The sequence below is a fragment of the Arthrobacter sp. Alg241-R88 genome, assembly GCF_900537115.1.
In the GTDB taxonomy this organism is placed as follows: Bacteria; Actinomycetota; Actinomycetes; order Actinomycetales; family Micrococcaceae; genus Arthrobacter.
This window is the reverse complement of record NZ_UNRG01000002.1, coordinates 477,712-503,424: the sequence shown is the minus strand read 5'-3', so window position 1 is coordinate 503,424 and position 25,713 is coordinate 477,712. Positions and strand designations below refer to the sequence as shown.

Genomic DNA, 25,713 nt, shown 5'->3' with positions numbered 1-25,713 from the left:
CGCCCGCCGCCTTTTACTGCCGCCCTGACCAGCAGCTTTGTCCCCTCCCCCACAGGCCCCCTAGGGTGGATCGGATGGGCAAATCTCAAGCACGTCCGGCAGTCCGGTGGGCCAAGGGGACCCAGTTTCTGAAGCAGGCAGTGGAAGGACTGTCCGCAGCGTTCGCTGCACAACGCCTCCAGTTGGCGGCCAAAGCCGCCCTGGCCGCAGGGTTGGCATTCCTCATCGCCCCGCTCATGCCCGGTGCAGCCGCGAACTATCCCTACTACGCGCCACTGGGAGCGCTGGTGGCGATGTACCACAACGTGGCCGGCTCAGTCCGGCAAGGCTTCCAAGCCCTCGCCGGACTCAGTATGGGAATAGGCCTCGCGGTCATCCTGGTGAACATCGCCGATCCCTCGCCCCTGACGGTCGCTTTATTCATGGGCATAGGCGTACTGCTGGGCGGGTTGCCATGGATCGGCTCGGGCAGCGATTGGATTCCGACGGCGGCCCTGCTGGTGCTCCTCGTGGGAGGCAGCAACGCTGACGACTTTTCCTTTGGCTACCTCGTGCAAATGGGCGCCGGCGTTGCCGTGGGCATCGCAGTGAACTTCCTGGTCTTTCCCCCGCTGCACCTGAGTGCCGCGGCGGCCAGCCTCGACGAACTCCGCCTTGCCTTGGGCAGGCAACTGACGGACATGGGCGCGGCGCTGGAGGAGGAATGGCCGCCCGAGCATGAGGAATGGTCGCGCCGTTCGGATGAGCTGGCATCAGCAGCGCGCACGGTACGGCATCTCGTGAAGGAAGCCGACGCAAGCCGGCGTGCCAACCCCCGCCGTAAACTCCACCCCCGGGACATTGACCGTGACTACCGTAATCTTCGCGAGCTGGAGAGGGTCACCTTCCACATTCAGGACATGACGGACGTGCTCTCCGACGTCATCTGGGAAAGCGACGTGCCGTACACCGTCCCGCTGCAAGACAATGGTCCCCTGGCCGGAGCCATTACCGCCACAGGCGAATTGCTGCGCTCATTCAGCAATGAAGACCCGCAACAGCAGGAGGATCTTTATCAGGCCGCCAGCACGGCGGTGGAAGCCTGCATGGCATCCACCGCCACCCGGGAGCTGGACGAAGGCGCGGTTCCGGCGTCCGAATCGATCCTCCTGAGCCTCCACCGGATCCTGCGCGCCGTCCACCCGCCAAGTGATTCGGGGGCACCGCCCCGGCGGGAACCTCTAGAGGGCGGCGACTGAGCCGCTGAAGTGACGGCGGCCGGAGCGGGGGTTCCACGCCACGAAGTCGGAACGTTCCCAAGCTCCTGCCGCTTCCTGCACGGTACTGATGTCCAGGGCGACGCGGCAGGGAAGGAAAACCGGCGCCTCGAAGTCGACTTCCCAGGTGAAGGAATCCCCGCGGACGGCGCCGACGTCGGCGAGTGCCCTGGCCGCCAGATACATGCCGTGGGCGATGGAGCGGCGCATGCCCAACGCCTTGGCGGACAGCACGCTGAGGTGGATCGGGTTAAAGTCGCCGGACACCGCCGCGTACGCCCTTCCGGTGTCCACGCCGAGCTGCCACAGCGCGGTGGGATCCGGCGCCGTGAACTCCGGCCGTGCCGGGGCGACTGTCGGTTTGTCGATTCCCGGCAGGAAAACGCCCTTGGCCAGGTAGGTGGAGACCCCCCGCCAGTAGATTTCCTCAGCCGGGGCCCTGCGGACCTCGGCCACGAGGTCCACTTGTGTGCCCGACCGGTGACCACGAAGGTTCTCCACGTGCGCGGCGATGACCAGGGTATCCGTGAAGAGGAGCGGCCGCCTGTGTTCCACGACGTTGCGCAGGTGGATCATGCCGAGCAGCGGCAAGGGAAAATCGTCCCGGTTCATGACGCTCATGGCGAGCGGAAACGCCACGGCATGGATGAATCCTGCGGGCAGGACATCACTCGCCGTTTCGCCAATGAGGTGCTGGTACGCCGTAAGGTTCCCGACGTCAACCGTGACACCGCGGACTTCGTGGCTCTCTGCCGGAAGGACTGATCCGTCATGCGTCCCCAGCAGCCGGCGTCGGGCTGCCTGGGCGGCAGCATTGACGTAGAGCTTGGAAAGCGACGGCATCTCCCCCAGGATGAGCGGCTGTACAGGCGTCATGCCCCCACCAGGTTCTGGCCGCAGACCCGGAGCACCTCGCCGTTGATACCGCCAGCCGCGTCGCTGGCCAGGAAGGCTATGGTCTCTGCGACGTCGGATGGCTGGCCACCCTGCTGGAGCGAGTTCAGGCGCCGGCCCATCTCCCGCAGTGCAAAGGGTATCCGGGCCGTCATCTCGGTTTCGATGAACCCCGGCGCGACGGCGTTGATGCTGCCGCCTTGCCCGGCAAGAAGCGGAGCAGCCGCCCGGACCATCCCCATGACACCGCCCTTGGACGCCGCATAGTTCGTCTGCCCGCGGTTGCCGGCGATGCCGCTCGTGGAGGCAACGGAGACGATCCGGGGAGAGCTGCGGAAGTGTTCAGAGGCCAGGAGGGCCTCATTGATCCGCAGCTGGGCGGCAATGTTGATGTTGATCACGGAGTTCCAGCGGCCCTCATCCATGTTGGCCAGGAGCTTGTCCCTGGTGATGCCGGCATTGTGGACCATGATGTCCAAGCGCCCGTGCCGCTGGGCGGCGTGCTCCAGCATCCGTTGTCCGGCATCCCCCCTGCTGATGTCCAGCTGGAGGGCTGTCCCCCGCACCTCATTCGCCACCGCAGCCAGCTGGTCGCCCGCCGCAGGGATGTCCACCAGCACCAAGGTGGCGCCGTCCCGGTGCAATGTGCGGGCTATGGCCGCGCCGATGCCGCGGGCTGCCCCGGTGACGACGGCGACCCTTCCGGCCAGGGGCGTCTCAGGATCCGCGGAAAGTTCTCCCGCCGTCGTGGACACCGTGACGAACTGGCCGTCCACAAAAGCGGAGCGGCCGGAGAGGAAGAACCGGACTGCCGCCAGCGCGCTTGGGCTCGTTGTGTTGACGTCCCGCGCCAGGAGAATGCCGTTGCCGGTGGCACCACCACGCAGTTCCTTGGCCAGGGAACGCAGGAACCCGTCCACCCCCTGGCGTGCGGCTGCTGCCGCCGGCGAGGGTGCGTCCGAGGCGGGCCGGGACACCGTCATTACACGGCCGCCCGGGGCGAGATCGCGCAGGGAGGCTGCAGCGGCGAGAATCGGCTTCCCGAGGTCTCCAGGTTCAGCCACTTCGTCCAGCACCAGGATGATGGCACCAAGCTTCTCCCGCGGAACGGCGTGGCGCCTGACGTCAAGGTCCCAGGAAAGCAGTTCGGCGGCCAGGCTGTCGGCGCCGGCAGTGCCGCCCTGGACCAGGATTGGCCCGGCAATCAACGGCTGGCCGGGCTCGTACCGGCGCAGTACTGCCGGCTGGGGCAGCCCGAGCTTCCTGGCCACGTTCCTGCCCAGGCCCTGGTTGACCAGTTGTGCGTACTTGTCTGTCATGCGTTCCCCCTACAGTGATTCAAGAATCGCCGCGACGCCAAGTCCGCCGGCTGCACAGACCGAGACGAGGCCCCGTACTGGACGGCCTTCGGTGCTGGCTTTTTCGTGGAGCGTCTTGGCGAGCGAAGCCACAATCCGGCCGCCGGTAGCGGCGAACGGATGGCCCGCGGCAAGCGAGGACCCGTTGACATTCAACTTCGACCGGTCGATTTTGCCAAAGGCACCAGGCAGCCCCAGCCGGGTCCGCCCGAATTCCTCGTCCTCCCAGGCTGCCAGCATGCTGAGGACGGTGGCCGCGAAGGCTTCGTGGATTTCGATGAAGTCAAAGTCGTCCAGGGTGAGTCCGTGCCGGGAGAGCAGCCTGGGCACGGCGAAGACCGGTGCCATCAGCAGGCCGTCCTTCCCGTGCACAAAGTCCACCGCGGCGGCTTCGGCGTCCACCACAGCGGCCAGCTTGGGCAGGTCGCGGGCGTCGGCCCACTCTTCGGAGGACAGCAGCACAGTGGAGGCGCCGTCCGTCAACGGGGTGGAGTTGCCGGCTGTCATGGTCGCATCGGCACCGAGGTTCCTGCCAAAGACCGGCTTCAGGGTTGCGAGTTTTTCCAGCGAAGTATCGGGCCGCAGGTTGCCGTCCCGCGCCAGCCCCCGGTACGGGGTGAGAAGGTCGTCGAAGAATCCGGCCTCGTAGGCGGCAGCGAGGTTCCGGTGGCTGTTCAGGGCCACTTCATCCTGCGCCTCCCGCGAAATCTTCCACTGTGCCGTGGTCAGTGCCTGGTGCTCCCCCATGGACAGCCCCGTCCTCGGCTCGGCCGTTCCGGGCGCCAGCGGCGCCAGGTCCTTGGGCCGCAGGCGGCTGAGGATCTGCAGCCGCTGTGGAAGGGTTTTTGCCCGGTTGAGGTCCAGGATCACCTCACGGAGTCCTTCGCTGACCACCACGGGTGCATCAGAGGCAGAGTCGACGCCGCCGGCGATCGCGGAGTCGATCTGGCCCAGCTTGATCTTGTTGGACAGTCCTACGACAGTTTCCAGCCCTGTGGCGCAGGCCTGCTGGAGGTCGTAGGCAGGCGTCTCCGGGGACAGTGCGGATCCGAGGACGGCCTCACGGGTGAGATTGAAGTCCCTTGAATGCTTCAGCACTGCACCGGCGCCCACTTCCCCGATGCGTTCATCCTGCAGCCCGAACCGTGCGATCAGTCCGTCCAGGGCAGCAGTCAGCATGTCCTGGTTCGAGGACTTGGCATAGGCCCCGCCGGACCGCGCAAACGGGATGCGGTTGCCTCCCACAATGACGGCCCTGCGGGGTGCAGGGGCGGAGGTTGCGGCGGGAGTTCCGGCGGCGTCGGGTCCGGTGGTGGGCTGTCCGTCAATGGACATGGCTATCTCCTCGGGTCACGTTCGATTACCGATACCCAGCGTACCTGATACGCTGGGTATCGTGAACATCCAGGAAGCAGGGCAGATGCCCGCCGTTGCCGCCGGGCCTGGTGACGGCCGCTCGTCCCGCTGGCAGAGCCACCGGGAGGAGCGGCGCAGGGAGCTGATCAAGTCAGCCCGCCGGGCGGTGCACGCACTGGGCAGCGACGCCTCCATGGAGGACATTGCCGCCGCCGCGGGTACCTCCAAGTCTGTCTTCTACCGCTATTTCGGGGACAAGGCCGGGCTGCAGCAGGCTGTGGGCGAAGTTGTCCTCAGCCAGATGCAGCGCCGGATCCAGGAGGCTGCACAGAGCGCCGTCACTCCGCGTGAAGGTTTGCTGGCAATGGTCACCGCCTACCTTCAGATGGCCAGTACGAGCCCCAACGTCTACACCTTTGTGACACGTCATGCCGCAGCGGAACCGGCAACTACGCGGGATCCTGCGGCGGGATCGGCTGCGCTGGGACACTTCTTTGAAGCCGTCGCCGACATGATTGCCACCCCCATGCGTTCGCATTTGGGGGACGGCAAGGAGGCCGTCATCGGCTACTGGCCCAAAGCGGCAATCGGGCTGGTCCGGAACGCCGGTGAACAGTGGCTAAGTACGCCGGACTCCCCAACAAAACCAGGGCAGGAGGCGATGGCGCGGCAGATCACCGCCTGGCTGTGCGTTGGCATCGCTCCTGAACTGCCCAAGCTGTCCGCCCCCGACGCGTGATCCCCCTTGCTTTGCCGCAGCACCACCAACCCATCTGTCAGCACCAACGAAGGACATTGACATGACTGAACTAGTGGACCGTCCCGCTGGAAACAGGCGCCGCCCCACCACGGTGGCCGCTGCCGCCTCCGGAGCAGCCTCCGCACAGCCCGCCGTCGACGTCGACGCGCTGGGTGAGCAGCTCCTTGGCAAGTGGGCCGCAGTGCGGCTCCAGGCCCGGAACCTCGCAGCGTCACCCGAGCTGCACAAGATCGAAGGCCTGACGCACACTGAACACCGCGCCAGGGTGTTCGGCCAGTTGCAATACCTCGTGGAGAACGAGGCCGTGCACCGCGCGTTTCCCGAGTCCCTGGGCGGCTCGGACGACCACGGCGGGAACATTGCCGGTTTTGAGGAACTGGTGGTGGCGGACCCTTCGCTGCAGATCAAAGCCGGCGTCCAATGGGGGCTCTTTGGTTCCGCGGTTATGCACCTCGGGACTGCCGAACACCACGCCAGATGGCTTCCGGGCATCATGAACCTCGAGATCCCGGGGTGCTTCGCCATGACGGAGACAGGGCACGGCTCGGACGTGGCCAGCATCGCCACCACCGCCACCTACGACCCCTCCACTGACGAATTCGTCGTGCACACCCCCTTCCGTGCTGCCTGGAAGGACTACATCGGAAACGCGGCCACTGACGGCCTGGGCGCAGTGGTCTTCGCCCAGCTGGTTACCCGGGGCGTCAACCACGGGGTTCACGCGTTCTATGTGGATCTCCGGGACCCCGCGACAAAAGAATTCCTGCCGGGCATCGGAGGCGAGGACGACGGTGTTAAGGGCGGCCTCAACGGCATCGACAACGGCAGGCTGCACTTCACCAATGTCCGGATCCCCCGGACCAACCTGCTGAACCGGTACGGGGACGTGGATGCCGACGGCCGGTACAGCTCCCCCATCGCCAGCCCCGGCCGCCGCTTCTTCACCATGCTGGGAACCCTGGTGCAGGGCCGGGTATCCCTCGATGGCGCCGCCGTGGCCGCATCCAAAGTGGCCTTGAAGGCGGCAATCCAGTACGCCACCGAGCGCCGCCAGTTCAATGCCTCATCCCACACCGAGGAGGAAGTGCTCCTCGATTACCAGCGCCACCAAAAGCGCCTGTTCACGCGGCTGGCCACCACGTACGCGGCCAGCTTCGCGCACGAGCAGCTGCTGGAAAAATTCGACGACGTGTTCTCCGGCGCCCATGACACGGACGAAGACCGCCAGGACCTGGAAACCCTCGCTGCAGCACTGAAACCGCTGAGCACCTGGCATGCCCTGGATACCCTGCAGGAATGCCGCGAAGCCTGCGGCGGCGCCGGGTTCCTGATCGAGAACCGCTTCGCGTCGCTGCGGGCCGACCTGGACGTCTACGCCACCTTCGAGGGCGACAACACCGTGCTGCTGCAGCTCGTCGCCAAACGGCTGCTGGCTGACTACGCCAAGGAATTCCGCAGTGTCGACTTCGGAGTGCTGGCCCGTTACGTGGTGGGCCAGGCTACCGGCGCCGCCATCCACCGCACCGGCCTGCGCCAGGTGGCACAGTTCGTCGCGGACACCGGTTCCGTGCAGAAGGCGGCCATTGCGCTGCGGGACGAGGAAAGCCAGCGCGCGCTCCTCACCGACCGTGTCCAGACCATGGTGGCTGAAGCTGCCACAGCGCTTAAGGGCACGGGCAGATTGTCGCAGGAGAAGGGTGCGGCCCTATTCAACCGGCACCAGAATGAACTCATCGACGCAGCCCAGGCGCACGCCGAGCTGCTCCAGTGGGAGGCGTTCACGGACGCGCTCCGCGCTGTCACCGATCCCGGCACGAAACAGGTGCTGACCTGGCTGCGCGACCTCTTCGGCCTCTCCCTGATCGAAAAAAACCTGTCCTGGTACCTCATGAACGGCCGCCTTTCCATGCAGCGGGGCCGCACGGTGGGCGAGTACATCAACCGGCTGCTGGTCAAACTCCGCCCGCATGCCGTGGACCTGGTGGACGCCTTCGGTTACGGCGAGCAGCACGTGCGAGCAACCATCGCCACCGGTGCCGAGAAAAAGCGGCAGGACGAGGCCCGCGCCTACTTTCGGAGCCAGCGCGCCAACGGCCAGGCCCCGGTGGACGAAAAGGTGCTGATAGCCCGTACCGTTGCAGGCAAGCGCAACTGACCGTCCCCTAATGCCAGGAACGACGACGGCGCCGCTCCCCTTGCGAGGGGGCGGCGCCGTCGTCATTTAGCTACGAGGGCTGGCCCTGTGCCGGAAGCACTGAACGGTACACCTCAAGCGTGGTCTCGGTGATGGATTCCCACGAGAAGTGCTGTTCGGCCCGCAGCCGGCCGGCCTGTCCCATGGCGCGTGCGCGCTCCGGGTCCGAGACGACCTCAGTGAGGGCAGCGGCGAACTCGGTGACGAACTTTTCCGGGTCAAGGGGTGTTCCGGTACCGTCCGTCACCTGCTCAAGGTCAACCAGGAGGCCGGTCCGGCCGTGATCCACCACCTCGGGGATACCGCCGGTGGCGCTCGCCACAACTGCTGCGCCGCAGGCCATGGCTTCAAGGTTGACGATGCCGAGGGGCTCGTAGATGGAGGGGCAGGCGAAGGCCGTGGCGTGGCTGAGGACCTGGATGAGCTCGTTGCGGGGCAGCATGCGCTCGATCAGGACAACGCCGGTGCGCTCCCGCTGCAGGTCCTCGATCAGGCGGGCAGTCTCCGCGGCCAGTTCCGGAGTGTCTGCGGCGCCCAAGCAGAGGACCAGCTGGACGTCGGCCGGAAGCTTCGCGGCGGCCCGCAGGAGGTAGGGAACCCCCTTCTGGCGGGTGTTTCTCCCCACAAAGACCACGCTTGGCTTGTCCGGATCGATACCCAGGGCGCGGACGGCGTCGCTGTTCTCGTCGCGGTTCCATAGCTCGACGTCGATGCCGTTGTGGACCACCCGCACCTTGGCCGGGTCCACGTTGGGGTAGCTGCGCAGGATGTCCTGACGCATGCCCTCCGACACGGCGATGATGGCTGCTGCAGCCTCATAGGCGGTCTTCTCCACCCAGGAGGACAGCGCATAGCCTCCGCCGAGCTGCTCTGCCTTCCACGGGCGGAGCGGCTCGAGGCTGTGGGCGCTGAGAACATGCGGAATCCCGTGGAGCAGGGACGCGAGGTGCCCGGCCATGTTGGCGTACCAGGTATGCGAATGGACCAGGTCCGCACCTTCGACGTCCGGGACGATCCGCAGGTCAACGCCCAGCGTCTGCACCGCGGCGTTGGCCGAGCCGAGATCCTCCGGCACGGAGTAGGACGTCACCGCCGCGCCATGATAGTCGGCGTCGCGGGGAGCCCCAAATGCACGAACGTGCAGGTCAACGTGCTTACTAAGCACCCTGCTCAATTCGGCCACGTGGACACCCGCGCCACCATAGATCTCCGGCGGAAACTCTTTAGTCACAATGTCTATTCGCACAAGACCCAAGGTAGTCCTTCACGCATAACTGTTCTAGTGTGAAGGAGTCCGGGCATGCCGGACTGTCTTGGGGAGTTACGAAGGCGTACAGGAGCGACCATTATGCCGTTGAACAAAAGAGTCCTGGCCATTGTCCTCGCAGGCGGCGAGGGAAACAGACTGATGCCACTGACGGCAGACCGCGCGAAACCCGCGGTGCCCTTCGCGGGAAGCTACCGCCTGATCGATTTTGCCTTGTCCAACCTGGTGAATTCCCGCTACCTGCAGATCGTTGTGCTCACCCAGTACAAATCGCACAGCCTGGACCGGCATATCTCCGAGACCTGGCGCATGTCCACGCAGCTGGGCAACTACGTTGCCTCCGTCCCGGCGCAGCAGCGCGTGGGCAAGAGCTGGTTCCTCGGCAGCGCCAACGCCATCTACCAGTCGCTGAACCTCATCCATGACGCCAACCCCGACATCGTGGTGGTGGTCGGCGCGGACCACGTTTACCGCATGGACTTTGCCCAGATGGTGGCGCAGCACGTCAACAGCGGTGCCAAGGCCACGGTCGCCGCAGTGCGGCAGCCCCTGCACATGGCGGACCAGTTCGGCGTCATCGAAGTGGACCAGAACGATCCCCAGAAGATTGCCGCCTTTGTGGAGAAGCCCGCCAGCACCCCTGGCCTCGCAGCGGACCCCTCACAGTTCCTGGCCTCCATGGGCAACTACGTCTTCGACGCCGACGCACTGGTCGCGGCGCTGCATGTCGACGCCGAGCGGCTCGACACCAAGCACGACATGGGCGGGGACATCATCCCCTACTTCGTGAACCAGGGCGAAGCGGGCGTCTACGACTTCACCCTCAACGACATCCCCGGCTCCACCGAGCGGGACCGCACCTACTGGCGCGACGTCGGCACCATCGACTCCTTCTACGATGCCCACATGGACCTCATCTCCCCGCTGCCGGTCTTCAACCTGTACAACTCCGAATGGCCCATCTACACGCGGCAGAGCATTTCGCCGCCGGCCAAATTCGTCCGCGGCCAGAACAACACGGTGGGCACTGCACTGGACTCGATCGTTTCCAGCGGCGTGGTGATTTCCGGCGGTGTTGTGGAGGGCTCGGTCCTCTCCAACGACGTCTTTGTGGCAACCAGCAGCCGGGTTATCGATTCGGTGCTGATGGACAAGGTGCAGATCGGCGAGGGCGCGGTTATCAACCGGGCCATCATCGACAAAAACGTCAAGGTGCCGGCCGGCGCGGCGATTGGGCTGGACCCCGAACTGGACCGCGCCCGCGGCTTCAAGGTCACCGATTCCGGGATTACCGTGCTGTCCAAGGGCCAGGAAGTTCCGGAGCCCGGCGAAGAAGAGCGCAAGCTCGCGGCCGCCAACCTGCATCTTGTGCCCAACGCCGTCAAGGCCGCAGCCGCGCAGTACCCGGACGTTCGCGAGTCCGTCGACAAGGTCGCCAAAACGCACGCTGCGGCAGCGGCGGAAATGGCGCCTGGCGCGAGTATTTCCTGATCGCCCGCCGGGAGCGCCCGGGCCGGGCGCTCCCCCGCTGCCGGCCCTGTTGATGGTGGGGCCGGCGGGGACTCCCAGGCTGTAAAATCGGTACAATGAGCTCCCCCGATCTGACGCCTGAGGAAATCCAGGCCTGCCTCAAGGTCCTCAACACGATCCACGCCTATGACGAGGAGCATCCGGACTACGTTTCGGTGCGCCGTGCCACCGGCAAAATGTTCAAGGCCGTCAAGAGGCACCGCCGCGTCACCAAGCGGGACCTGATCTCCGAGACGGACCGGGCAGTGATTGCCCAGACTGCCACCGCTGCGCCGGACCGGATCGACGACGAAACCCGCGGGAACAAACTGGCTCCTTCCGCCACCGGCAAGGTGGCCGGCCATCTCATCCGGTCCCGGCCGTGCTACATCTGCAAGCAGCACTACACCCAGGTTGACGCCTTTTACCATCAGCTCTGCCCTGAGTGCGCCGCGTTCAACCACGGCAAGCGCGACGCCCGCACGGACCTGACCGGCCGCCGCGCGCTGCTCACCGGCGGGCGGGCCAAGATCGGTATGTACATCGCGCTCCGGCTGCTCCGTGACGGCGCCCATACCACCATCACCACACGGTTCCCCAAGGACGCGGCCCGCCGCTTTGCCGCCATGGAGGACAGCGGCGAGTGGCTGCACCGGCTCCGCATCGTGGGCATCGACCTGCGCGACCCTGCCCAGGTCATGGCATTGACCGACTCACTGAACGAGGCCGGCCCGCTGGACATCATTATCAATAACGCTGCCCAGACGGTGCGCCGGTCCGGTAACGCCTACAAGCCGCTGGTGGACGCTGAGGACGAACCGCTGCCCGCAGCCCTGGAGCAGGCCAACGGCGGCCCCGAGCTGGTCACCTTCGGCCACGCCCACGACAAGCACCCCCTTGCTTTGGCAAGCAGCGTCACTGAGCACCCGGTCCTGGCCGGCGATGCCATCACCTCGCTGGCGCTCTCCACCGGTTCCGCTTCGCTGGAGCGGATCGCCTCGGGAACAGCGATCGACGCCGGCGGACTGGTTCCGGACCTCGCGACGATTAACAGTTGGACGCAGGTGGTGGACGAGGTGGACCCGCTCGAAATGCTCGAGGTGCAGCTCTGTAACGTCACGGCGCCGTTCCTTCTGGTCAGCAGGCTGCGCTCGGCCATGAAGCAGTCCACCGCGCGGCGGAAGTACATCGTGAACGTCTCCGCCATGGAGGGGCAGTTCTCCCGTGCCTACAAGGGCCCCGGCCACCCGCACACCAACATGGCCAAGGCGGCGCTGAACATGATGACCCGCACCAGCGCCCAGGAGATGCTGGACAGAGACGGCATCCTGATGACCGCCGTCGATACCGGCTGGATTACTGACGAGCGGCCGCACTTCACCAAGGTACGGCTGATGGAGGAAGGCTTCCACGCGCCCCTGGACCTGGTGGACGGGGCTGCACGGGTCTACGATCCGATCGTGATGGGCGAGAACGGCGAGGACCAGTACGGCGTGTTCCTCAAGGACTACAAGCCAAGCCCCTGGTAGGCGTATGCTCGGCGGCATGAGCCACGAGACTGCCCCCGACGTACAGAATCTGGAACACCACGAGTGCTGGGCCATGCTGCGGACGGTGTCCGTCGGCAGGCTTGCTGTCCTGGCCGACGGGCGCCCGGATATTTTCCCCATCAACTACACAGTGGACGGCGGAACACTTGTTTTCCGCACTGGGGAAGGCACAAAGCTCGCTGGCGCGTCGAAAGGCGCGGCGGTGGCACTGGAGGCCGACGGCGTGGATCCGGACACCGCATTGGCCTGGAGCGTGGTGGTCAAAGGCACTGCCGAGGTGGTCACTGGAACAGACCAGGTCCTGGCTACTGCCGGGCTTTACCTTTTCCCCTGGCAGGCGGGCAACAAGGATGCGTTCGTCCGGATCGCACCGGACAGCGTCACCGGCCGGCGGTTCAAGGTAACGGAACCGCTCACGTGGTGGACCCAGCTCAGCGGAGTCGCCAAGGCATCGCCGGAGTAAACACCAGGGGCGTCCACGGATGTGGACGCCCCTGGTGTTCACTGCTGTTGGTCCGGGCCTGCCGCTCAGGCCAGCTGGGTGATCTCCACGCTGACGTTAAGAGCCGACCCGCCGCCACCGGACAAGATGCCTTTCAGCGGGGGCACATCGCGGTAGTCCCGCCCCCGTGCCACGGTGACGTGGAAGTCGCCGGCAGGCTTGTGGTTGGTGGGATCCCAGCTGCGCCAGTCACCGTCCCAGAACTCCAGCCAGGCGTGTGACTGCCCGGCGACCGTTTCGCCGATGCCGGCGCTGGAACGCGGGTGCAGGTAGCCCGAGACATACCGGGCCGGGATTCCGCAGCTCCGCAGCGCGCCGATGGCGAGGTGGGCGAGGTCCTGGCACACGCCCTGGCGCTGCCCCCAGGCCTCCTCTGCGTTCGTGGTGACAGCGGTGGAGCCGGACATGTAGGTCATCTCGCCGCGCATCCACTCGAAGACTGCCATGGCGGCGTCGTGCGGGTTCTTCCCCGCCACCACCTCCGGGATGAGGCCCAGGACCTCGTCCCCGGGACCGCTCAGCCGGGACTGGGGCAGCCAGTCGCTGTACGTATTGAGCGTCCCGGGCGAGGCGAGGACATCCCAGCCCACGATGTCGGACTCGGAGGGGATCTTCTCGGCACGGTGTACTTCCACCGTGATGTTGGAGACCACCTCGAGGTGCTCGTGCGGCATTTGCATGTCGAATGCCGTGACCCTGGTCCCCCAGTAGTCGCGGTACGTGCTCACCGCAGCCTGCGACGGCGAGACCTTGACCACCGATTCCAGCACCACCTGCTGGGAATCCGTGAGGGGCGTCATGCGGGCCTCGTTATAGGACAGCGTGACCCGCTTGTTGTACTTGTAGGCCGTCTTGTGCACGATGCTCAGCCGGGTCATGAAACTTCTCCCACCCAAGCCAGTTCGTCGGCCTGATTGAAGTACTTACGGGAAATGGCGTCCGAGGCCTGGGATACTGCCTTCTGCACGCGTTCCATGTGTTCGGGCAGCTCGGCCATGAGGTCGTCCGTGCGGTGGAACTCAAGGAACGTGCGGGCCTGGCCCACGATCCGGCGGGCGTCGTTGATGAAGCCGACGCGCTGCGCAGACGGATCCAGCTTGGCGAGGCACTCGTCAGCGTCCCGCAGCGCGTAGACAATGGACCGCGGGAACAGCCGGTCCAGGAGCAGGAACTCGGCGGCGTGCTGGTCACCGAAGGCGGCGCGCCGGGTACGCAGGAAGGATTCGTAGGCACCCGCGCACCGGAGCATGTTGACCCAGGACATGCCTGCTGACAGGACGTCGCGGGTGGAGAGCATGCGCGCCGTCATGTCGGCCCGTTCCAGGGAGCGTCCCAGCACCAGGAAGAGCCAGCTTTCGTCATGGCTCACCGTGGTGTCCGCCAGGCCGCTCACCATGGCGGTGCGTTCCAGCGTCCAGTTGCAGAAGCGGTAGGTGCCCACCACGTCCTTGCGGTGCTGGCTCAGCCCGTAGTACGTGGTGTTGAGGCTTTCCCAGAGGCCGGAGGAAACCGTTTCGCGGGCACGGCGGGCGTTCTCGCGTGCGGCTCCCAGTGAACCGGCAATGGAGGTGGCGCTGGTCTTGTCGTAGGCCAGGGCGTGGAGCAGTTCCGGCAGCCCGAAGTCCTCGCTCTGCGGGCGGGCGCCCATCACGGCCAGGAGTTCCTGCGCCACGCTTTTGCGTTCGTCCATGGGCAGGTGGTTCAGCCGCTCCAGGTGCACATCGAGGATACGCGCCGTGCCATCGGCACGCTCCACATAACGGCCAATCCAAAAAAGGGACTCGGCAATTCGGCTAAGCATTCGCGGCTACCTCCTGCAGGCCCGACACTGAAAAGGACATTGGCGCGGTCATGGGCCGGTTCACTGCTGCTGCTCCGACTGGCGGTCGCGCCAGTTGCTTTCGACCGGCCACACGGACACCCGCTCGCGGACGGAGATGGACTGCCGCGGCACGGTCTCCACCGGCAGGTGGGGCGAATCGGCAAGGACCCAGGTGTCCTTGGAGCCGCCGCCCTGGCTGGAGTTCACGATCAGCGACCCTTCCTTCAGTGCCACGCGGGTAAGGCCGCCGGGGAGCACCCAGACGTTGTCGCCGTCGTTCACGGCAAAAGGCCGCAGGTCCACGTGGCGGGGGCCGAACTTGTCCCCGCTCAGCGTGGGCACGGTGGAGAGCTGCAGCACCGGCTGGGCGATCCAGCCGCGGGGGTCTGCGATGACCCGCTGGCGGAGGGCGTCGAGTTCGTCCCTGGAGGCGTCCGGGCCGATAACCAGGCCCTTGCCGCCGGAGCCGTCCACCGGCTTGACCACGAGCTCTGACAGGTTGTCCAGGGTGTACTCGCGCGCTTCCTTCTCCTCCAGGCGGAAGGTGTCCACGTTCGCGATGATGGGTTCCTCGTTGAGGTAGTAGCGGATGAGGTCAGGGACGTAACTGTAGACCAGTTTGTCATCCGCGACGCCGTTGCCCACTGCGTTGGCGATGGTCACCCCGCCTGCCCGGGCGGCGTTGACGAGTCCGGGACAGCCGAGCATTGAATCGGCCCGGAACTGCAGCGGGTCTAGGAAGTCGTCGTCGATCCGTTTGTAGATGACGTCCACGCGCTGCTCGCCGGCCGTGGTGCGCATGTAGACGCGGTTGCCGCGGCAGATGAGGTCTCGGCCTTCCACCAGTTCAACACCCATCAGGCCCGCGAGCAGGGTGTGCTCAAAGTAGGCGCTGTTGAACACCCCGGGGGTCAGGACGACGACGGTGGGATCGTCCACGCCGGCGGGCGCGGTTTTGCGCAGGGCCGAGAGGAGCCGGCGGGGGTACTCCTCCACCGGGCGGATGAGCTGCTGGCCGAAGGCTTCGGGCAGGCCCTTGGCCATGGCGCGCCGGTTTTCCAGGACATAGCTGACGCCGGAGGGGACGCGCACGTTGTCCTCCAGCACCCGGAAGGTTCCGGCTGCATCACGGACAACGTCGATGCCGGAGATGTGCACGCGGACGCCGCCGGCCGGTTCGAAGCCGTGGACCTGGCGGTGGAAGTGCGCGCTCGTAGTCACCAGCTGCCGGGGTATCACGCCGTCGGACACCACGTTCATTTTGTCGTACACGTCGTTGAGGAAGGCCTCGAGTGCGTGCACGCGCTGGGCGACGCCGCGTTCAAGCACGTCCCATTCCGCCGCGGGGATCACCCGGGGGACGATATCGAGCGGGAAGGGGCGCTCCTCGCCGGCGAAGTCAAAGGTGACACCACGGTCCAGGAAGGTGCGCGCCATGGAGTCCGCCCGCGCGCTGACGTCGGCGAGGGAAAGCTTGCGCAGGGCGTCCGCCACCTGCTCATAAGAGCCCCGCGCTTCTTGCCCGGGGGCGAACATCTCGTCGTAGGCTCCGGTCCGGCCGGCGGCCACGGAGTAATCCTGGAATAGGTCTGACATGTCCAATAGCCAACCATCTTTTTGTTTCGAATTCATTACTGCCATCCATTCTGGCGTGTTGGCGGACGTGGTGTGGTTCGTGGATTCCGTGTCCTTTCCGGCACAGTAGGTGAGTGCCAGTCAGCAGAAGCCTCCCCACGCCCGGCCCGGGCATCCCCGGCGGCGCTGACCGGTTGCTCCCAGGCCTGGCCACGGCGGCTGTTGCCCTGGCCGCAGCGCTCCTGGTCCACTGGCTCGTTCCCGTTCTCCCGGCCATGACCCTGGCCGTGGTCCTGGGCGTCCTGGCCGCCAACCTGCCGGCGGCCGGAGTCTGGACTGCCGGCAGGGCGCGCCCGGGGCTGGACTTCGCCGGCAAGCACCTGATGCGCGGCGGGATTGTCCTGCTGGGCCTGAAGGTGAGCGTTATGGACGTCCTGGGACTGGGCTGGCTGGCCCTGGTGCTGATCGCGGGGGTGGTGGCCGTGAGCTTCGGCGGAACCTACCTGATCTCCCGGCTGTTCCGGCTGCCCCCGGTGACCTCGCTCCTGGTGGCCACAGGGTTCTCGATCTGCGGTGCGTCCGCCATCGGTGCGATGGCCGCCGTCCGCCGCATCCGGCATGTGGACACCGTCCTGCCGGTGGCGCTGGTGACGCTCTGCGGGACCCTCGCCATTGGGGTTATGCCCCTCCTGGTCCACCCCCTGCAGCTCAGCGCGCCGGTTTTTGGCGCCTGGACGGGCGCCTCGGTGCACGATGTGGGCCAGGTGGTGGCTACGGCGCAAACCGCAGGGACGGCGGCGCTGGGCATCGCCGTCGTCGTCAAACTCACCCGGGTGCTGCTGCTGGCACCCGTGGCGGCATTGGCGGGTGCCCACCAGCGGCTGTTTGCAAATCCCGGCCCGGGCGCAGAGGGCACGGACGCGAAACTGCCGCCGGTGGTTCCCCTGTTTGTCCTGGGCTTCATTGCCATGGTGGGCCTTCGCTCCACCGGTTGGCTTCCGGCCGGCTGGCTTGAGGCCGGAGCAGCGCTGCAGGACATCCTGCTCGGCGCCGCGCTGTTCGGTTTGGGCTCCGCCGTTCGGGTGCGCACGCTGCTCCACACCGGCGGCCGTGCGCTCCTGGCCGCCCTCGTATCCTGGCTCCTGATCGCACTCCTGGGACTCGCAGCGGCCCTGCTGATCGCCGCATAACCCGTGATTAGATAGCTGAGTGTCAAATGAGAATCTGCAGCGCGACGAAGCCGCCGAACGTTCAGCCCTGATCAGCACCACCAGCTACGACGTTTCGCTGGACGTGCGCCAGGCCGGGGACCCGGACGTGGCGGGCTACCCGAGCCGCAGCGTCATTACCTTCTCGGCGGCACAGCCCGGCAGCTCGACTTTCCTGGACTTCATCGGCGATGTCCACAGCGTGTTCCTGAATGGCCGGGAACTCCGTGTGGAGGACGCTGTGGACGGCGCCAGGATCAGGCTGGACAACCTGCAGGCCCGGAACGAGGTGACCGTCAGCGGAACCGCCCTCTACAGCCGTTCCGGCGAGGGCATGCACCGGTTCGTGGATCCCGCCGACGGCCAGTGCTACCTCTACACGCAGTACGAGCCCGCCGACGCCCGCCGGGTTTTCGCCAACTTCGAACAGCCCGACCTCAAGGCCACGTACACCTTCCACGTCACGGCTCCCGCCGGGTGGCACGTCGCCTCCAACGGCGCGGAGACGGGCCGGACCTTCCTTGCCGGCGACCAGTCCATCGCATCCTGGGACTTCGCCACCACCGAACCCATGTCAACCTACATCACCACCCTGCTGGCCGGGCCCTACTTCAAGGCGGAGGACCGCTGGCAGGCGACGCTCGACGACGGCACATCCCTGGACGTGCCGCTCGCCCTGTACTGCCGGGCTTCCATGGCGGATTCCTTCGACACCGACGAGCTGTTCCGGCTCACGAAGAACGGACTGGACTTCTTCAACCGGCTCTTCGACTACCCGTACCCCTGGGGCAAGTACGACCAGGCCTTTGTGCCCGAATACAACCTCGGCGCCATGGAGAACCCCGGCCTCGTGACGTTCACGGAGAGCTACGTCTTCACTTCCCGCGCCACCGACGCCCAGTACCAGGCCAGGGCCAACACCCTGATGCACGAGATGGCGCACATGTGGTTCGGGGACCTCGTGACCATGCAGTGGTGGGATGACCTGTGGCTCAAGGAATCGTTCGCCGACTACATGGGCACCCTGGGCGTTGACCGCGCCACGGACTGGGACACCGCCTGGGTGAACTTCGCCAACAAGCGCAAGGCCTGGGCCTACGTCCAGGACCAGCTGCCCACCACGCACCCGATCGTGGCGGACGTCCCGGACTTGGAGGCCGCCAAGCAGAACTTCGACGGCATCACCTACGCCAAGGGCGCGTCGGTGCTGAAGCAGCTCGTGGCGTATGTGGGGTTCGAGGCGTTCATCGCCGGCTCCCGCGCGTACTTCCGCAAGCACGCGTACGGCAACACTTCCCTGGCTGACCTGCTGGCAGCCCTCAGCGCCTCCTCCGGCCGGGACCTTGCCGGCTGGGCGCAGCAGTGGCTGCAGACCTCCGGCATCTCCAGGCTGTCCCTGGACATCACCGCAGACCCAACGGACGACGGCGTGCTGGGCAGCGTGTCGATCGTCCAGGAGGCAACCGATCCCGTCACCGGACGCGAGGAACTGCGCCCGCACCGCCTGCGCGTGGGCTCCTACGATTTCGACGCCGACGGCGCCCTGGTGCGCACCGGAAGTATCGAAACCGATGTGGCAGGGGCACGGACCGGGCTCCCCCAGCTCTCCGGTGTGCCACGGCCCGCGCTCCTGATCGTGAATGACGACGACCTGACCTATGCCAAAGTCCGGCTGGATCCCGCCTCCGAGGCGACGGCCCTGGCCGCACTGGACCGGATCGTGGACCCCATGGCCCGTGCCCTGTGCTGGACGGCGCTCTGGAACTCCGCCCGCGATGGCGCAAGCCCTGCCGCGCGGTACGTCGAAGCTGTGGCTGCCTTCGGACCGGCTGAGCCGGGCATCGGCGTCCTGTTGAACATCCTCGACAACGCAAGCACCGCCGTCGAACGCTACACATCGGCAGCCGGCCGCGAAGCCGTCCGGGCTTCGTTCCTGGCAGCCGCTGCCGCGGAACTGGACCGCGCCCAGCCCGGCTCGGACCAGCAGTTGGCCTGGGCCAGGACCCTCGCCACCGTCAGCAGGAACGATGACGCCATGCTGCCCCGGCTGAAGGGCCTGCTGGAGGGCACGTCGCCGGTGACCGGACTGGCCGTGGATGCGGAGTTGCGGTGGCACTTCTGGCATGCGCTGGCGGCGAACGGCCAGGCCATCGCGGCGGAACTGGACGCCGAGCTGGCCCGTGACACCACGGCCTCAGGGCGGGCCGGCCACGCCACCGCCCTCGCTGCCCGGCCGGACCCGGACGTCAAAGCAGCAGCGTGGAAGAAGGCCGTTCAAGGAAACGAACTGTCCAACCAGCTGCTGACCGCCACCATCACAGGGTTCATGACCGCACCGGCGGAGCTGCTGGAACCTTACGTGGAGCCGTACTTTGAGTGCCTGTGCGCAGTCTGGGACGGGCGGAGCATCGAGATTGCGAGCCGGATTGTCCGTGGCCTGTACCCCCTGGCCCAGGACCTGGCCGACGGGGCGGAACCAACGGAGCATCCCGTCATTCGGCGCACGGACCAGTGGCTGGCCGACAACGTCGAGGCGCCCCGTGCACTGCGCCGCATCATCGTGGAGCAGCGCAGCCACCTGCTGCGGGCGCTGACGGCCCAGGCCGCCGTCATCAAAGCCCCGTCTTCGAGCGTTCCTGCGCAGTGAAGCCCCGGTTGGGTGCGCAGGGGCGGCCCCTGCGCACCGAACCCTACCGCCAAGGCAGTTACGGTCCAGTCAAAGCTCAGGGAACCCGGTGGAGCCATTCGTCGGTGCCGAACTTCGTGTCTACCCGCTCCCGCGCCGTGGCCAGTTCCGCCTCGGTCAGTTCTGAGGGCGTGGCGCCGTAGCGCTCCGTGAAGACTTCCATCATGGCCGCAATGATCTCAGCCCGGGCCAGGCCGGTCTGGCGGCGGAGCGGGTCCACCCGTTTCTTGGCGCTGCGGGTGCCCTTGTCCGAGAGCTTTTCCTTGCCGATGCGGAGCACTTCCACCATCTTGTCGGCGTCGACGTCGTAGCTCATGGTGACGTGGTGCAGCATGCCGCCGTTGGCCAGGCGCTTCTGTGCCGCGCCGCCGATCTTGCCCTGGTCCGTGGCGATGTCGTTCAGCGGCACGTAGAACGCAGTGATGCCCAGTTTCTCCAGCGCGGCCATGACCCAGGCATCCAGGAAAGGGTAGGAGTCGGCGAAGCTAAGGCCGTCCACCAGCGTCTGGGGCAGGTACAGCGAGTACGTGATGCAGTTGCCCGCCTCCATGAACATCGCTCCCCCGCCGCTGATGCGGCGGACAACGTTGATGCCGTGCTTCGCCACGCCGTCGGGATCCACCTCGTTGCGGTACGACTGGAAGCTGCCGATCACCGTTGAGGGCTCCTGCCAGTCCCAGAACCGGAGCGTGGGGTTGCGGCGGCCGTCGCCCACCTCCTCGGTGAGGACCTCATCGAGCGCGACATTGATTTCGGTGGGCAGGACAGTGGGCGGGATGAGGTTCCACTGGTGGTCCGCCCAGGAGGTGGCTTTGGCGAGGGCACGGCGGACAGCGATCGCCACGGCGTCGGCCGAGAAGCCGAACAGGGCGGCGCCTTCCGGCAGCGAAGCCGTGACGGCGGCGGCAAGCTCGGCCGCCGTCGTTGTGTCCGGCAACCCCGCCAGCCCGCGGTTGATGTCCAGGAGCGCTTCGTCGGGTTCCAGGAAGAAGTCCCCGCTGACGGATACGTCGGCCAGCCGGCCGTCCACAACGTTTAGGTCGACCACGACGAGCTTGCCGCCGGGGACTTTGTACTCGCCGTGCCGGCGGGATGTGGAATCAGCAGCTGGAGCTGGCGTGGCAGTCATGCTTCCCATCCTGCCCCAGAACGGCCCGGCCCCTGAAACGATGCCGGCCGTTAACGCGAAAAGCCCGCACCGTCGCCGGTGCGGGCTTTCCCTGTGAAGCTTGGAGGGAAGTGAATTACTTCTTGCCGCCGAAGCCCTTGAAGCGAGCGTTGAAGCGCTCGACGCGGCCTGCGGAGTCCATGATGCGCTGCTTGCCCGTGTAGAACGGGTGGGACTCAGAGGAGATTTCGACGTCGATGACCGGGTAGGTGTTGCCGTCTTCCCACTCGATGGTCTTCGAGGAAGAAACGGTGGACTTGGTCAGGAACTTGACGCCGGAAGCCAGGTCGTTGAAAACAACAGCTTCGTACTTCGGGTGGGTATCAGACTTCATAATGGGACCTTTGTTCGCACAACTGGATTTTGCCAGCTGCCAGGTATGAATGGGATGGCCGCATTCCGCGCCGCAAGACGCAGGGCAGCCAGCTATCAATAATAGCGGATAACCGGGGTGCCCGCGAACCGCCTGCCGGCCCCTAATCCCGGGGGCGCAGCTCCCAGAAGGCAACGGCCGATGCCGCCGCAACATTCAGCGAATCCACGCCGTTGCGCATCGGGATCTTCACGGCGAGGTCGACGGCGGCGAGCGTCTCGGCGCTCATGCCGGCACCTTCGGTGCCCAGCACCAGGGCGAGCCGCTCCGGATTCTGCGCAGCGACCGCGTCCACGTCCTGCGCATCCGCCGTCAGCTCCAGTGCGGCCACGGTGAACCCTTGGTCCTTGAGCAGATGAAGGTCCTCCGGCCAGCTGGTGAGGCGGGCCCACGGCACCTGGAACACGGTGCCCATGCTCACGCGGACGCTTCGCCGGTAGAGGGGGTCGCCGCAGCGCGGCGAAACAAGGACAGCGTCAATGCCCAGGGCGGCGGCGGAGCGGAAAATGGCACCCACGTTGGTGTGGTCCACGATGTCCTCCAGGACGGCCACCCGCCGTGCTCCGGCCAGCAGTTCGGGCAACGGGACAGGCGCCGGGCGCTGCATGGCGGCCATGGCACCGCGGTGGAGGTGGAACCCGGTGATCTCCTCCAGCAGGGCTGCACTGCCGATGAAGGCGGGAACCTGCGGGTAGGCGCCGAGGATGTCCTGGAGGTCGTCCAGCCACTTTTCCGCGAGGAAGAAGGACCGGGGCTGGTGCCCCGCGGCGAGGGCACGGCGCAGCACGCGGGACGATTCGGCGATGTACATGCCCTCAGCCGGTTCGCGAAGCTTGCGAAGGTGCACGTCCGTGAGCTGGGTGTAGTCGGTCACGCGAGGGTCGGCGGCGGACTCGAGATAGTGGATTGTCACCGGGTGATTATTTCAGCAGATTCGCGATCATGAATCCGAGGGCCACCAGGCCAAGGACAAAGATCACACCGCGGAGCACTGTCGGGGAAAGCCGGCGGCCCACCTTGGCACCCAACAGGCCGCCAATGCTTGAGCTGACGGCGATGAGCAGCACCACCAGCCAGTTGATCCGGTCGAATGCGAACAGCAGGTAGGAGATGGCTGCCACCAGGTTCACGCCCAGCACCAGGATGTTCTTCATGGCGTTGGCGTTCTGGATGGTGCCGGTGAGGAACACGCCCAGGATACCGACGAGCAGGATTCCCTGCGCAGCCACGAAGTAGCCGCCGTAAACACCGGCAAGGTAGACGAGGATCACCAGGAGAACGGTGTGGCGCTTGTCCCGTACGGCGTGCTCCGGATTCTCCTCGCGGTTGCGGACCCAGGCCTGCATCCGGGGCTGGAACACCACCATCAGGAGGGCCAGGACCAGGAGGACCGGGGCGACGTAGTGGAAGACCTGTTCGGGGAGATGCAGCAGCAGCCAGGCGCCGGAGATGCCGCCCAGGAGGGACGCCGGCAGGAGCCGAAGCAGCTGGCGGCCGCGGCCTTTCAGTTCCCGGCGGTAACCGAAGGCACCGGCGGCGGTGCCAAAAACAAGGCCCATGGCGTTGCTCATGGAGGCCACAACCGGGGTGACGCCCAAGGCGATCAGGACGGGGAACGTCACCAGTGTTCCGGAGCCCACCACAGCGTTGATGGTGCCGGCCCAGAGGCCGGCGATGGACACAAAGATGCTGCTGAGAAGATCCAAGGTGCTGCGGTGCCGCCCTAGCGGCGTGCGACGGCGGTGTACCGGCCGCCGTTGACGGTCACATCCAGGTCCAGCCCGAAGGTGGTGCTGAGGTGTTCGGCCGTCAGCACGTCCGTGATGGGGCCAGCGGCGACCACTCCGCCGTCGCGCATCAGCATGGCGTGGGTGAAGCCCGGCGGGACTTCCTCAAGGTGGTGGGTGACCAGGACCATCGCGGGTGCTGCCTCGTCCCGGGCGAGTTCCCCGAGCTTGTGGACGAGTTCCTCGCGGCCGCCGAGGTCCAGGCCTGCGGCGGGTTCATCGAGCAGCAGCAGCTCGGGATCAGTCATCAGTGCGCGGGCGATCTGGACGCGCTTGCGCTCACCTTCGGACAGCGTGGCAAAGGTCCTGTTCAGGAGCGGCCCCATCCCCCAGTCGTTGAGCAGGCGGAAGGCCCGCCGCTCGTCGTCGCGCTCATATCCTTCCCGCCAGCGGCCGGTGACGCCGTACGCGGCGGTGACCACAACATTGAGGACGTTCTCGTGTTCGGGGATCTGGGTGGCAAGGGCGGCGGAGGAAAGGCCAATGCGGGGGCGGAGTTCAAAGACGTCCACCCGGCCCAGGATTTCGTCCAGGATTCCGGCTTTGCCGCTGCTCGGATGCATCCGGGCGGCCGCGATCTGGAGGAGAGTGGTTTTGCCGGCACCGTTGGGCCCGAGGATTACCCAGCGTTCGCCTTCGTTAACTTCCCAGTCAATCTTGTCCAGCAGGGTCTTTTTACCTCGGACAACGCTAACGGAAGCCAATTCCAGAACATCACTCATAGGAGTAGACACTAGGACAAAAAAGAGGCTGACTGATAACCGGTGTCCCGGCCGGACAGGACGTGAAGTTACCGGACGAGCCTGACGTCTTCGCCCCGGAGGTTGGCCCGGAAACCGTCGCCTTGAACGGCGACGTCCTGGAGCACGAGGCCGTTGGGCAGGCCCTCAATGTCATGCTCTATGGTTACGAGCCCCCGCACGACGGCGGCGGTGGCGTCGGAGAGGAAAGCCGGCCCGCCGAAGTCGATCGAGCGTGGCTCGACGACGAGCCTGCCGGCCTCAACCTGGACCGTGCCGGTGGCTATCACGCGCAGTTCACGGCCCAAGGCTTCGACCGTGCGAAGCACCATGGCCTGGCCGCCGTCAGCGGCACGGACCTCGGTCCCGTTGCCAAGCTCTCCGGCGACAACCTCGAAGGGCACGGTCGCATCTACAGCAAGCCGGGAAGCAACCGGCCCCTGCGGTCCCGTGGTCACGTCCTGCCCCACAACCCGGACGTCGCGGAGCGTCGAGCCCGCGGCTACCACTGTCCCGGCATCCAGCGAAAGGTCGGCCAGCCACACCTCGTCCTCGCGCAGGCCGGCAGGAGGCTCTGCGCCTGGCATGCGTCCGGTGCCTACCGTCGGCGACGGCACAGGTCCTGCCTCCCCGGCGGCCGGTTCGCTCGCCACCCACCACAGGATGGCAATCGCGGCCCCCAGGACGAGGAGCATTCCAATAGCACCGATCAGCCAGTCCTTCGCGCGCTTCCACTCCATCGGGACAGTCTGTCATTGGGGAGGCAACAAGTGATCCCGCTTGCCGTTGCATAGACTCGCCCCATGAGTAACAGCCGGATTGCAATCGATTGGGATGCCGCGCGTGCGAGTAACCGTGCCAATTGGGAAGACAGGGTTCCCCTGCACGAGAAGGCATACGCGATCAGCGAGTTGGACGACCCAAACCACCTCACCGGCGTGATCCGGACGGACCTGGCCGCACTCGCGCCATTCCTCCCTGGCGGCACCGTCTCCGGCCTGGATGTATGTCATCTTCAATGCCACATAGGCACCGACACACTTTCCCTTGCCCGGGCCGGGGCCCGCGTCACCGGCGTGGACTTCTCACCGGGCGCCCTGGCATCCGCCGCCGGCCTGGCACAACGTTTAGGCCTTGATGCCACGTGGGTCGAGTCGGATGTCCTTGAGGCCCGTGACGCCGTCGATAGTGACTTCGACCTCGTGTACACCAGCATCGGAACCATTAATTGGCTGCCGGACCTGGGCCGCTGGGCCGGGCAGGCAGCAGCGCTTCTGCGGCCCGGAGGAACGTTCTACATCCGCGACGGGCACCCTGCCCTCTACGCCATTGATGAGCATGCCGACGGACTGCAGCTTCGATATCCGTACTTCGGCAATGGCGAAGCGCAGCTATGGGACGACGAGTCCACCTACGACGGCGACGGCAAGGTGGCCCACTCCCGGACGTATCAGTGGGCACACCCCTTGTCGGAAATCATCAACTCCCTCATCGCGGCGGGACTGCAGATTCTTCATCTGGGCGAGGACAAAACACTCCCGTGGAAGTTCTCACCCCGCATGGTGGAGGTGGCAGGCGGGTTCGCGTGGCCGGAATCCGAACGTGACCTTGTTCCCTGTACCTACACGATCGTCGCCCGGAAGGCAGGCGGGCAGCCGCCGCGCAATGAATTCAAGGGACCCCTCCCCCGCTGACTAAGATTGCAGGC

The 25,713-nt window shown here is 66.2% G+C and carries 22 protein-coding genes; 9 read left to right on the top strand and 13 right to left on the bottom strand.

Translation table 11 applies throughout. From position 1 onward, the window contains the following. Positions 1 to 140: 140 nt before the first annotated feature. Entirely contained in the window at positions 141 to 1,238 is a 1,098-nt protein-coding gene (locus G6R19_RS07105) for an FUSC family protein (RefSeq protein ID WP_163164140.1), read from the top strand. Here the strand turns inward: G6R19_RS07105 and G6R19_RS07100 are convergent. From G6R19_RS07100 to G6R19_RS07090, 3 genes are read right to left on the bottom strand one after another with little or no spacing between them, the layout of a single operon-like run. After that, positions 1,221 to 2,132 carry a MaoC/PaaZ C-terminal domain-containing protein gene (locus G6R19_RS07100; RefSeq protein WP_163163689.1) on the bottom strand — a complete coding sequence of 304 codons (912 nt, stop codon included), beginning with the start codon at positions 2,130 to 2,132 and terminating at the stop codon, positions 1,221 to 1,223. The two genes, G6R19_RS07105 and G6R19_RS07100, sit on opposite strands and share 18 nt — an antisense overlap. After that, positions 2,129 to 3,469: a 3-oxoacyl-ACP reductase gene (locus G6R19_RS07095; RefSeq protein WP_163163687.1), complete on the bottom strand. Its 1,341-nt coding sequence runs from the start codon at positions 3,467 to 3,469 to the stop codon at positions 2,129 to 2,131. Before G6R19_RS07095 ends, G6R19_RS07100 begins: the two co-directional genes overlap by 4 nt. Positions 3,470 to 3,478: 9 nt before the next feature. Beyond that, positions 3,479 to 4,843: an acetyl-CoA C-acetyltransferase gene (locus G6R19_RS07090; protein ID WP_163163685.1), complete on the bottom strand. Its 1,365-nt coding sequence runs from the start codon at positions 4,841 to 4,843 to the stop codon at positions 3,479 to 3,481. A gap of 85 nt (positions 4,844 to 4,928) precedes the next feature. Between G6R19_RS07090 and G6R19_RS07085 the strand changes: the two genes are divergently transcribed. Next, a complete protein-coding gene (locus G6R19_RS07085) occupies positions 4,929 to 5,603 on the top strand; it encodes a TetR/AcrR family transcriptional regulator (RefSeq protein ID WP_163164139.1) in 675 nt (224 codons plus the stop codon). Between the two features lie 61 nt (positions 5,604 to 5,664). Beyond that, positions 5,665 to 7,779, top strand: a complete 2,115-nt coding sequence (locus tag G6R19_RS07080; protein WP_163163683.1) for an acyl-CoA dehydrogenase — start codon at positions 5,665 to 5,667, stop codon at positions 7,777 to 7,779. A 70-nt stretch (positions 7,780 to 7,849) separates the two neighbouring features. On the opposite strand, the gene glgA is transcribed toward G6R19_RS07080, so the two are convergent. Next, complete coding sequence (gene glgA, locus G6R19_RS07075) at positions 7,850 to 9,064, bottom strand: glycogen synthase (RefSeq protein WP_163163681.1); 1,215 nt, start codon at positions 9,062 to 9,064, stop codon at positions 7,850 to 7,852. A gap of 102 nt (positions 9,065 to 9,166) precedes the next feature. Here glgA and glgC point away from each other — a divergent pair, with 102 nt between their 5' ends. The 3 genes from glgC to G6R19_RS07060 all read left to right on the top strand — a co-directional run bounded on the left by glgC (position 9,167) and on the right by G6R19_RS07060 (position 12,607). After that, positions 9,167 to 10,576, top strand: a complete 1,410-nt coding sequence (gene glgC, locus G6R19_RS07070; RefSeq protein WP_163163679.1) for a glucose-1-phosphate adenylyltransferase — start codon at positions 9,167 to 9,169, stop codon at positions 10,574 to 10,576. A gap of 95 nt (positions 10,577 to 10,671) precedes the next feature. Further along, positions 10,672 to 12,123 (top strand): SDR family NAD(P)-dependent oxidoreductase, encoded by a 1,452-nt coding sequence (locus tag G6R19_RS07065; RefSeq protein WP_163163677.1) that lies wholly within the window; start codon positions 10,672 to 10,674, stop codon positions 12,121 to 12,123. Positions 12,124 to 12,139: 16 nt separating this feature from the next. Further along, a complete protein-coding gene (locus G6R19_RS07060; protein ID WP_163163675.1) occupies positions 12,140 to 12,607 on the top strand; it encodes a pyridoxamine 5'-phosphate oxidase family protein in 468 nt (155 codons plus the stop codon). A gap of 65 nt (positions 12,608 to 12,672) precedes the next feature. Here G6R19_RS07060 and G6R19_RS07055 read toward each other — a convergent pair whose 3' ends face one another. The 3 genes from G6R19_RS07055 to G6R19_RS07045 are packed head-to-tail and all read right to left on the bottom strand — an operon-like array spanning position 12,673 to position 16,064. Further along, positions 12,673 to 13,524, bottom strand: coding sequence for a transglutaminase family protein (locus G6R19_RS07055; protein WP_163163673.1), 852 nt, complete (start codon positions 13,522 to 13,524; stop codon positions 12,673 to 12,675). After that, positions 13,521 to 14,447, bottom strand: coding sequence for an alpha-E domain-containing protein (locus G6R19_RS07050; protein WP_163163671.1), 927 nt, complete (start codon positions 14,445 to 14,447; stop codon positions 13,521 to 13,523). Before G6R19_RS07050 ends, G6R19_RS07055 begins: the two co-directional genes overlap by 4 nt. A 60-nt stretch (positions 14,448 to 14,507) precedes the next feature. Further along, positions 14,508 to 16,064: a circularly permuted type 2 ATP-grasp protein gene (locus tag G6R19_RS07045; protein ID WP_163163669.1), complete on the bottom strand. Its 1,557-nt coding sequence runs from the start codon at positions 16,062 to 16,064 to the stop codon at positions 14,508 to 14,510. Between the two features lie 173 nt (positions 16,065 to 16,237). Between G6R19_RS07045 and G6R19_RS07040 the strand changes: the two genes are divergently transcribed. Both G6R19_RS07040 and pepN read left to right on the top strand, forming a co-directional pair. Further along, the gene (locus tag G6R19_RS07040) at positions 16,238 to 17,233 is read left to right on the top strand and encodes a putative sulfate exporter family transporter (RefSeq protein ID WP_240341808.1); all 996 of its coding nucleotides are present in this window, start codon (positions 16,238 to 16,240) and stop codon (positions 17,231 to 17,233) included. Positions 17,234 to 17,252: 19 nt separating this feature from the next. Further along, on the top strand, positions 17,253 to 19,898 hold the full coding sequence (gene pepN / locus G6R19_RS07035) for an aminopeptidase N (RefSeq protein ID WP_163163665.1): 2,646 nt from the start codon (positions 17,253 to 17,255) through the stop codon (positions 19,896 to 19,898). A 76-nt stretch (positions 19,899 to 19,974) separates the two neighbouring features. Here the strand turns inward: pepN and G6R19_RS07030 are convergent, their stop codons facing one another. The 6 genes from G6R19_RS07030 to G6R19_RS07005 all read right to left on the bottom strand — a co-directional run bounded on the left by G6R19_RS07030 (position 19,975) and on the right by G6R19_RS07005 (position 24,745). After that, on the bottom strand, positions 19,975 to 21,066 hold the full coding sequence (locus G6R19_RS07030; protein ID WP_163163663.1) for a biotin/lipoate A/B protein ligase family protein: 1,092 nt from the start codon (positions 21,064 to 21,066) through the stop codon (positions 19,975 to 19,977). Positions 21,067 to 21,181: 115 nt separating this feature from the next. Beyond that, entirely contained in the window at positions 21,182 to 21,439 is a 258-nt protein-coding gene (locus G6R19_RS07025; protein ID WP_090956047.1) for a type B 50S ribosomal protein L31, read from the bottom strand. A 142-nt stretch (positions 21,440 to 21,581) separates the two neighbouring features. Continuing rightward, positions 21,582 to 22,391, bottom strand: a complete 810-nt coding sequence (locus G6R19_RS07020) for an RNA methyltransferase (RefSeq protein ID WP_163163661.1) — start codon at positions 22,389 to 22,391, stop codon at positions 21,582 to 21,584. A 7-nt stretch (positions 22,392 to 22,398) separates the two neighbouring features. After that, positions 22,399 to 23,184, bottom strand: coding sequence for a sulfite exporter TauE/SafE family protein (locus tag G6R19_RS07015; protein WP_163163659.1), 786 nt, complete (start codon positions 23,182 to 23,184; stop codon positions 22,399 to 22,401). A 17-nt stretch (positions 23,185 to 23,201) separates the two neighbouring features. Next, positions 23,202 to 23,987, bottom strand: coding sequence for an ABC transporter ATP-binding protein (locus G6R19_RS07010; RefSeq protein ID WP_163163657.1), 786 nt, complete (start codon positions 23,985 to 23,987; stop codon positions 23,202 to 23,204). 68 nt (positions 23,988 to 24,055) lie between these two features. Continuing rightward, positions 24,056 to 24,745: an LmeA family phospholipid-binding protein gene (locus G6R19_RS07005; RefSeq protein ID WP_163163655.1), complete on the bottom strand. Its 690-nt coding sequence runs from the start codon at positions 24,743 to 24,745 to the stop codon at positions 24,056 to 24,058. A gap of 63 nt (positions 24,746 to 24,808) precedes the next feature. Here G6R19_RS07005 and G6R19_RS07000 point away from each other — a divergent pair, with 63 nt between their 5' ends. Then, positions 24,809 to 25,699, top strand: a complete 891-nt coding sequence (locus G6R19_RS07000) for a class I SAM-dependent methyltransferase (protein ID WP_163163653.1) — start codon at positions 24,809 to 24,811, stop codon at positions 25,697 to 25,699. Positions 25,700 to 25,713: the final 14 nt, after the last annotated feature.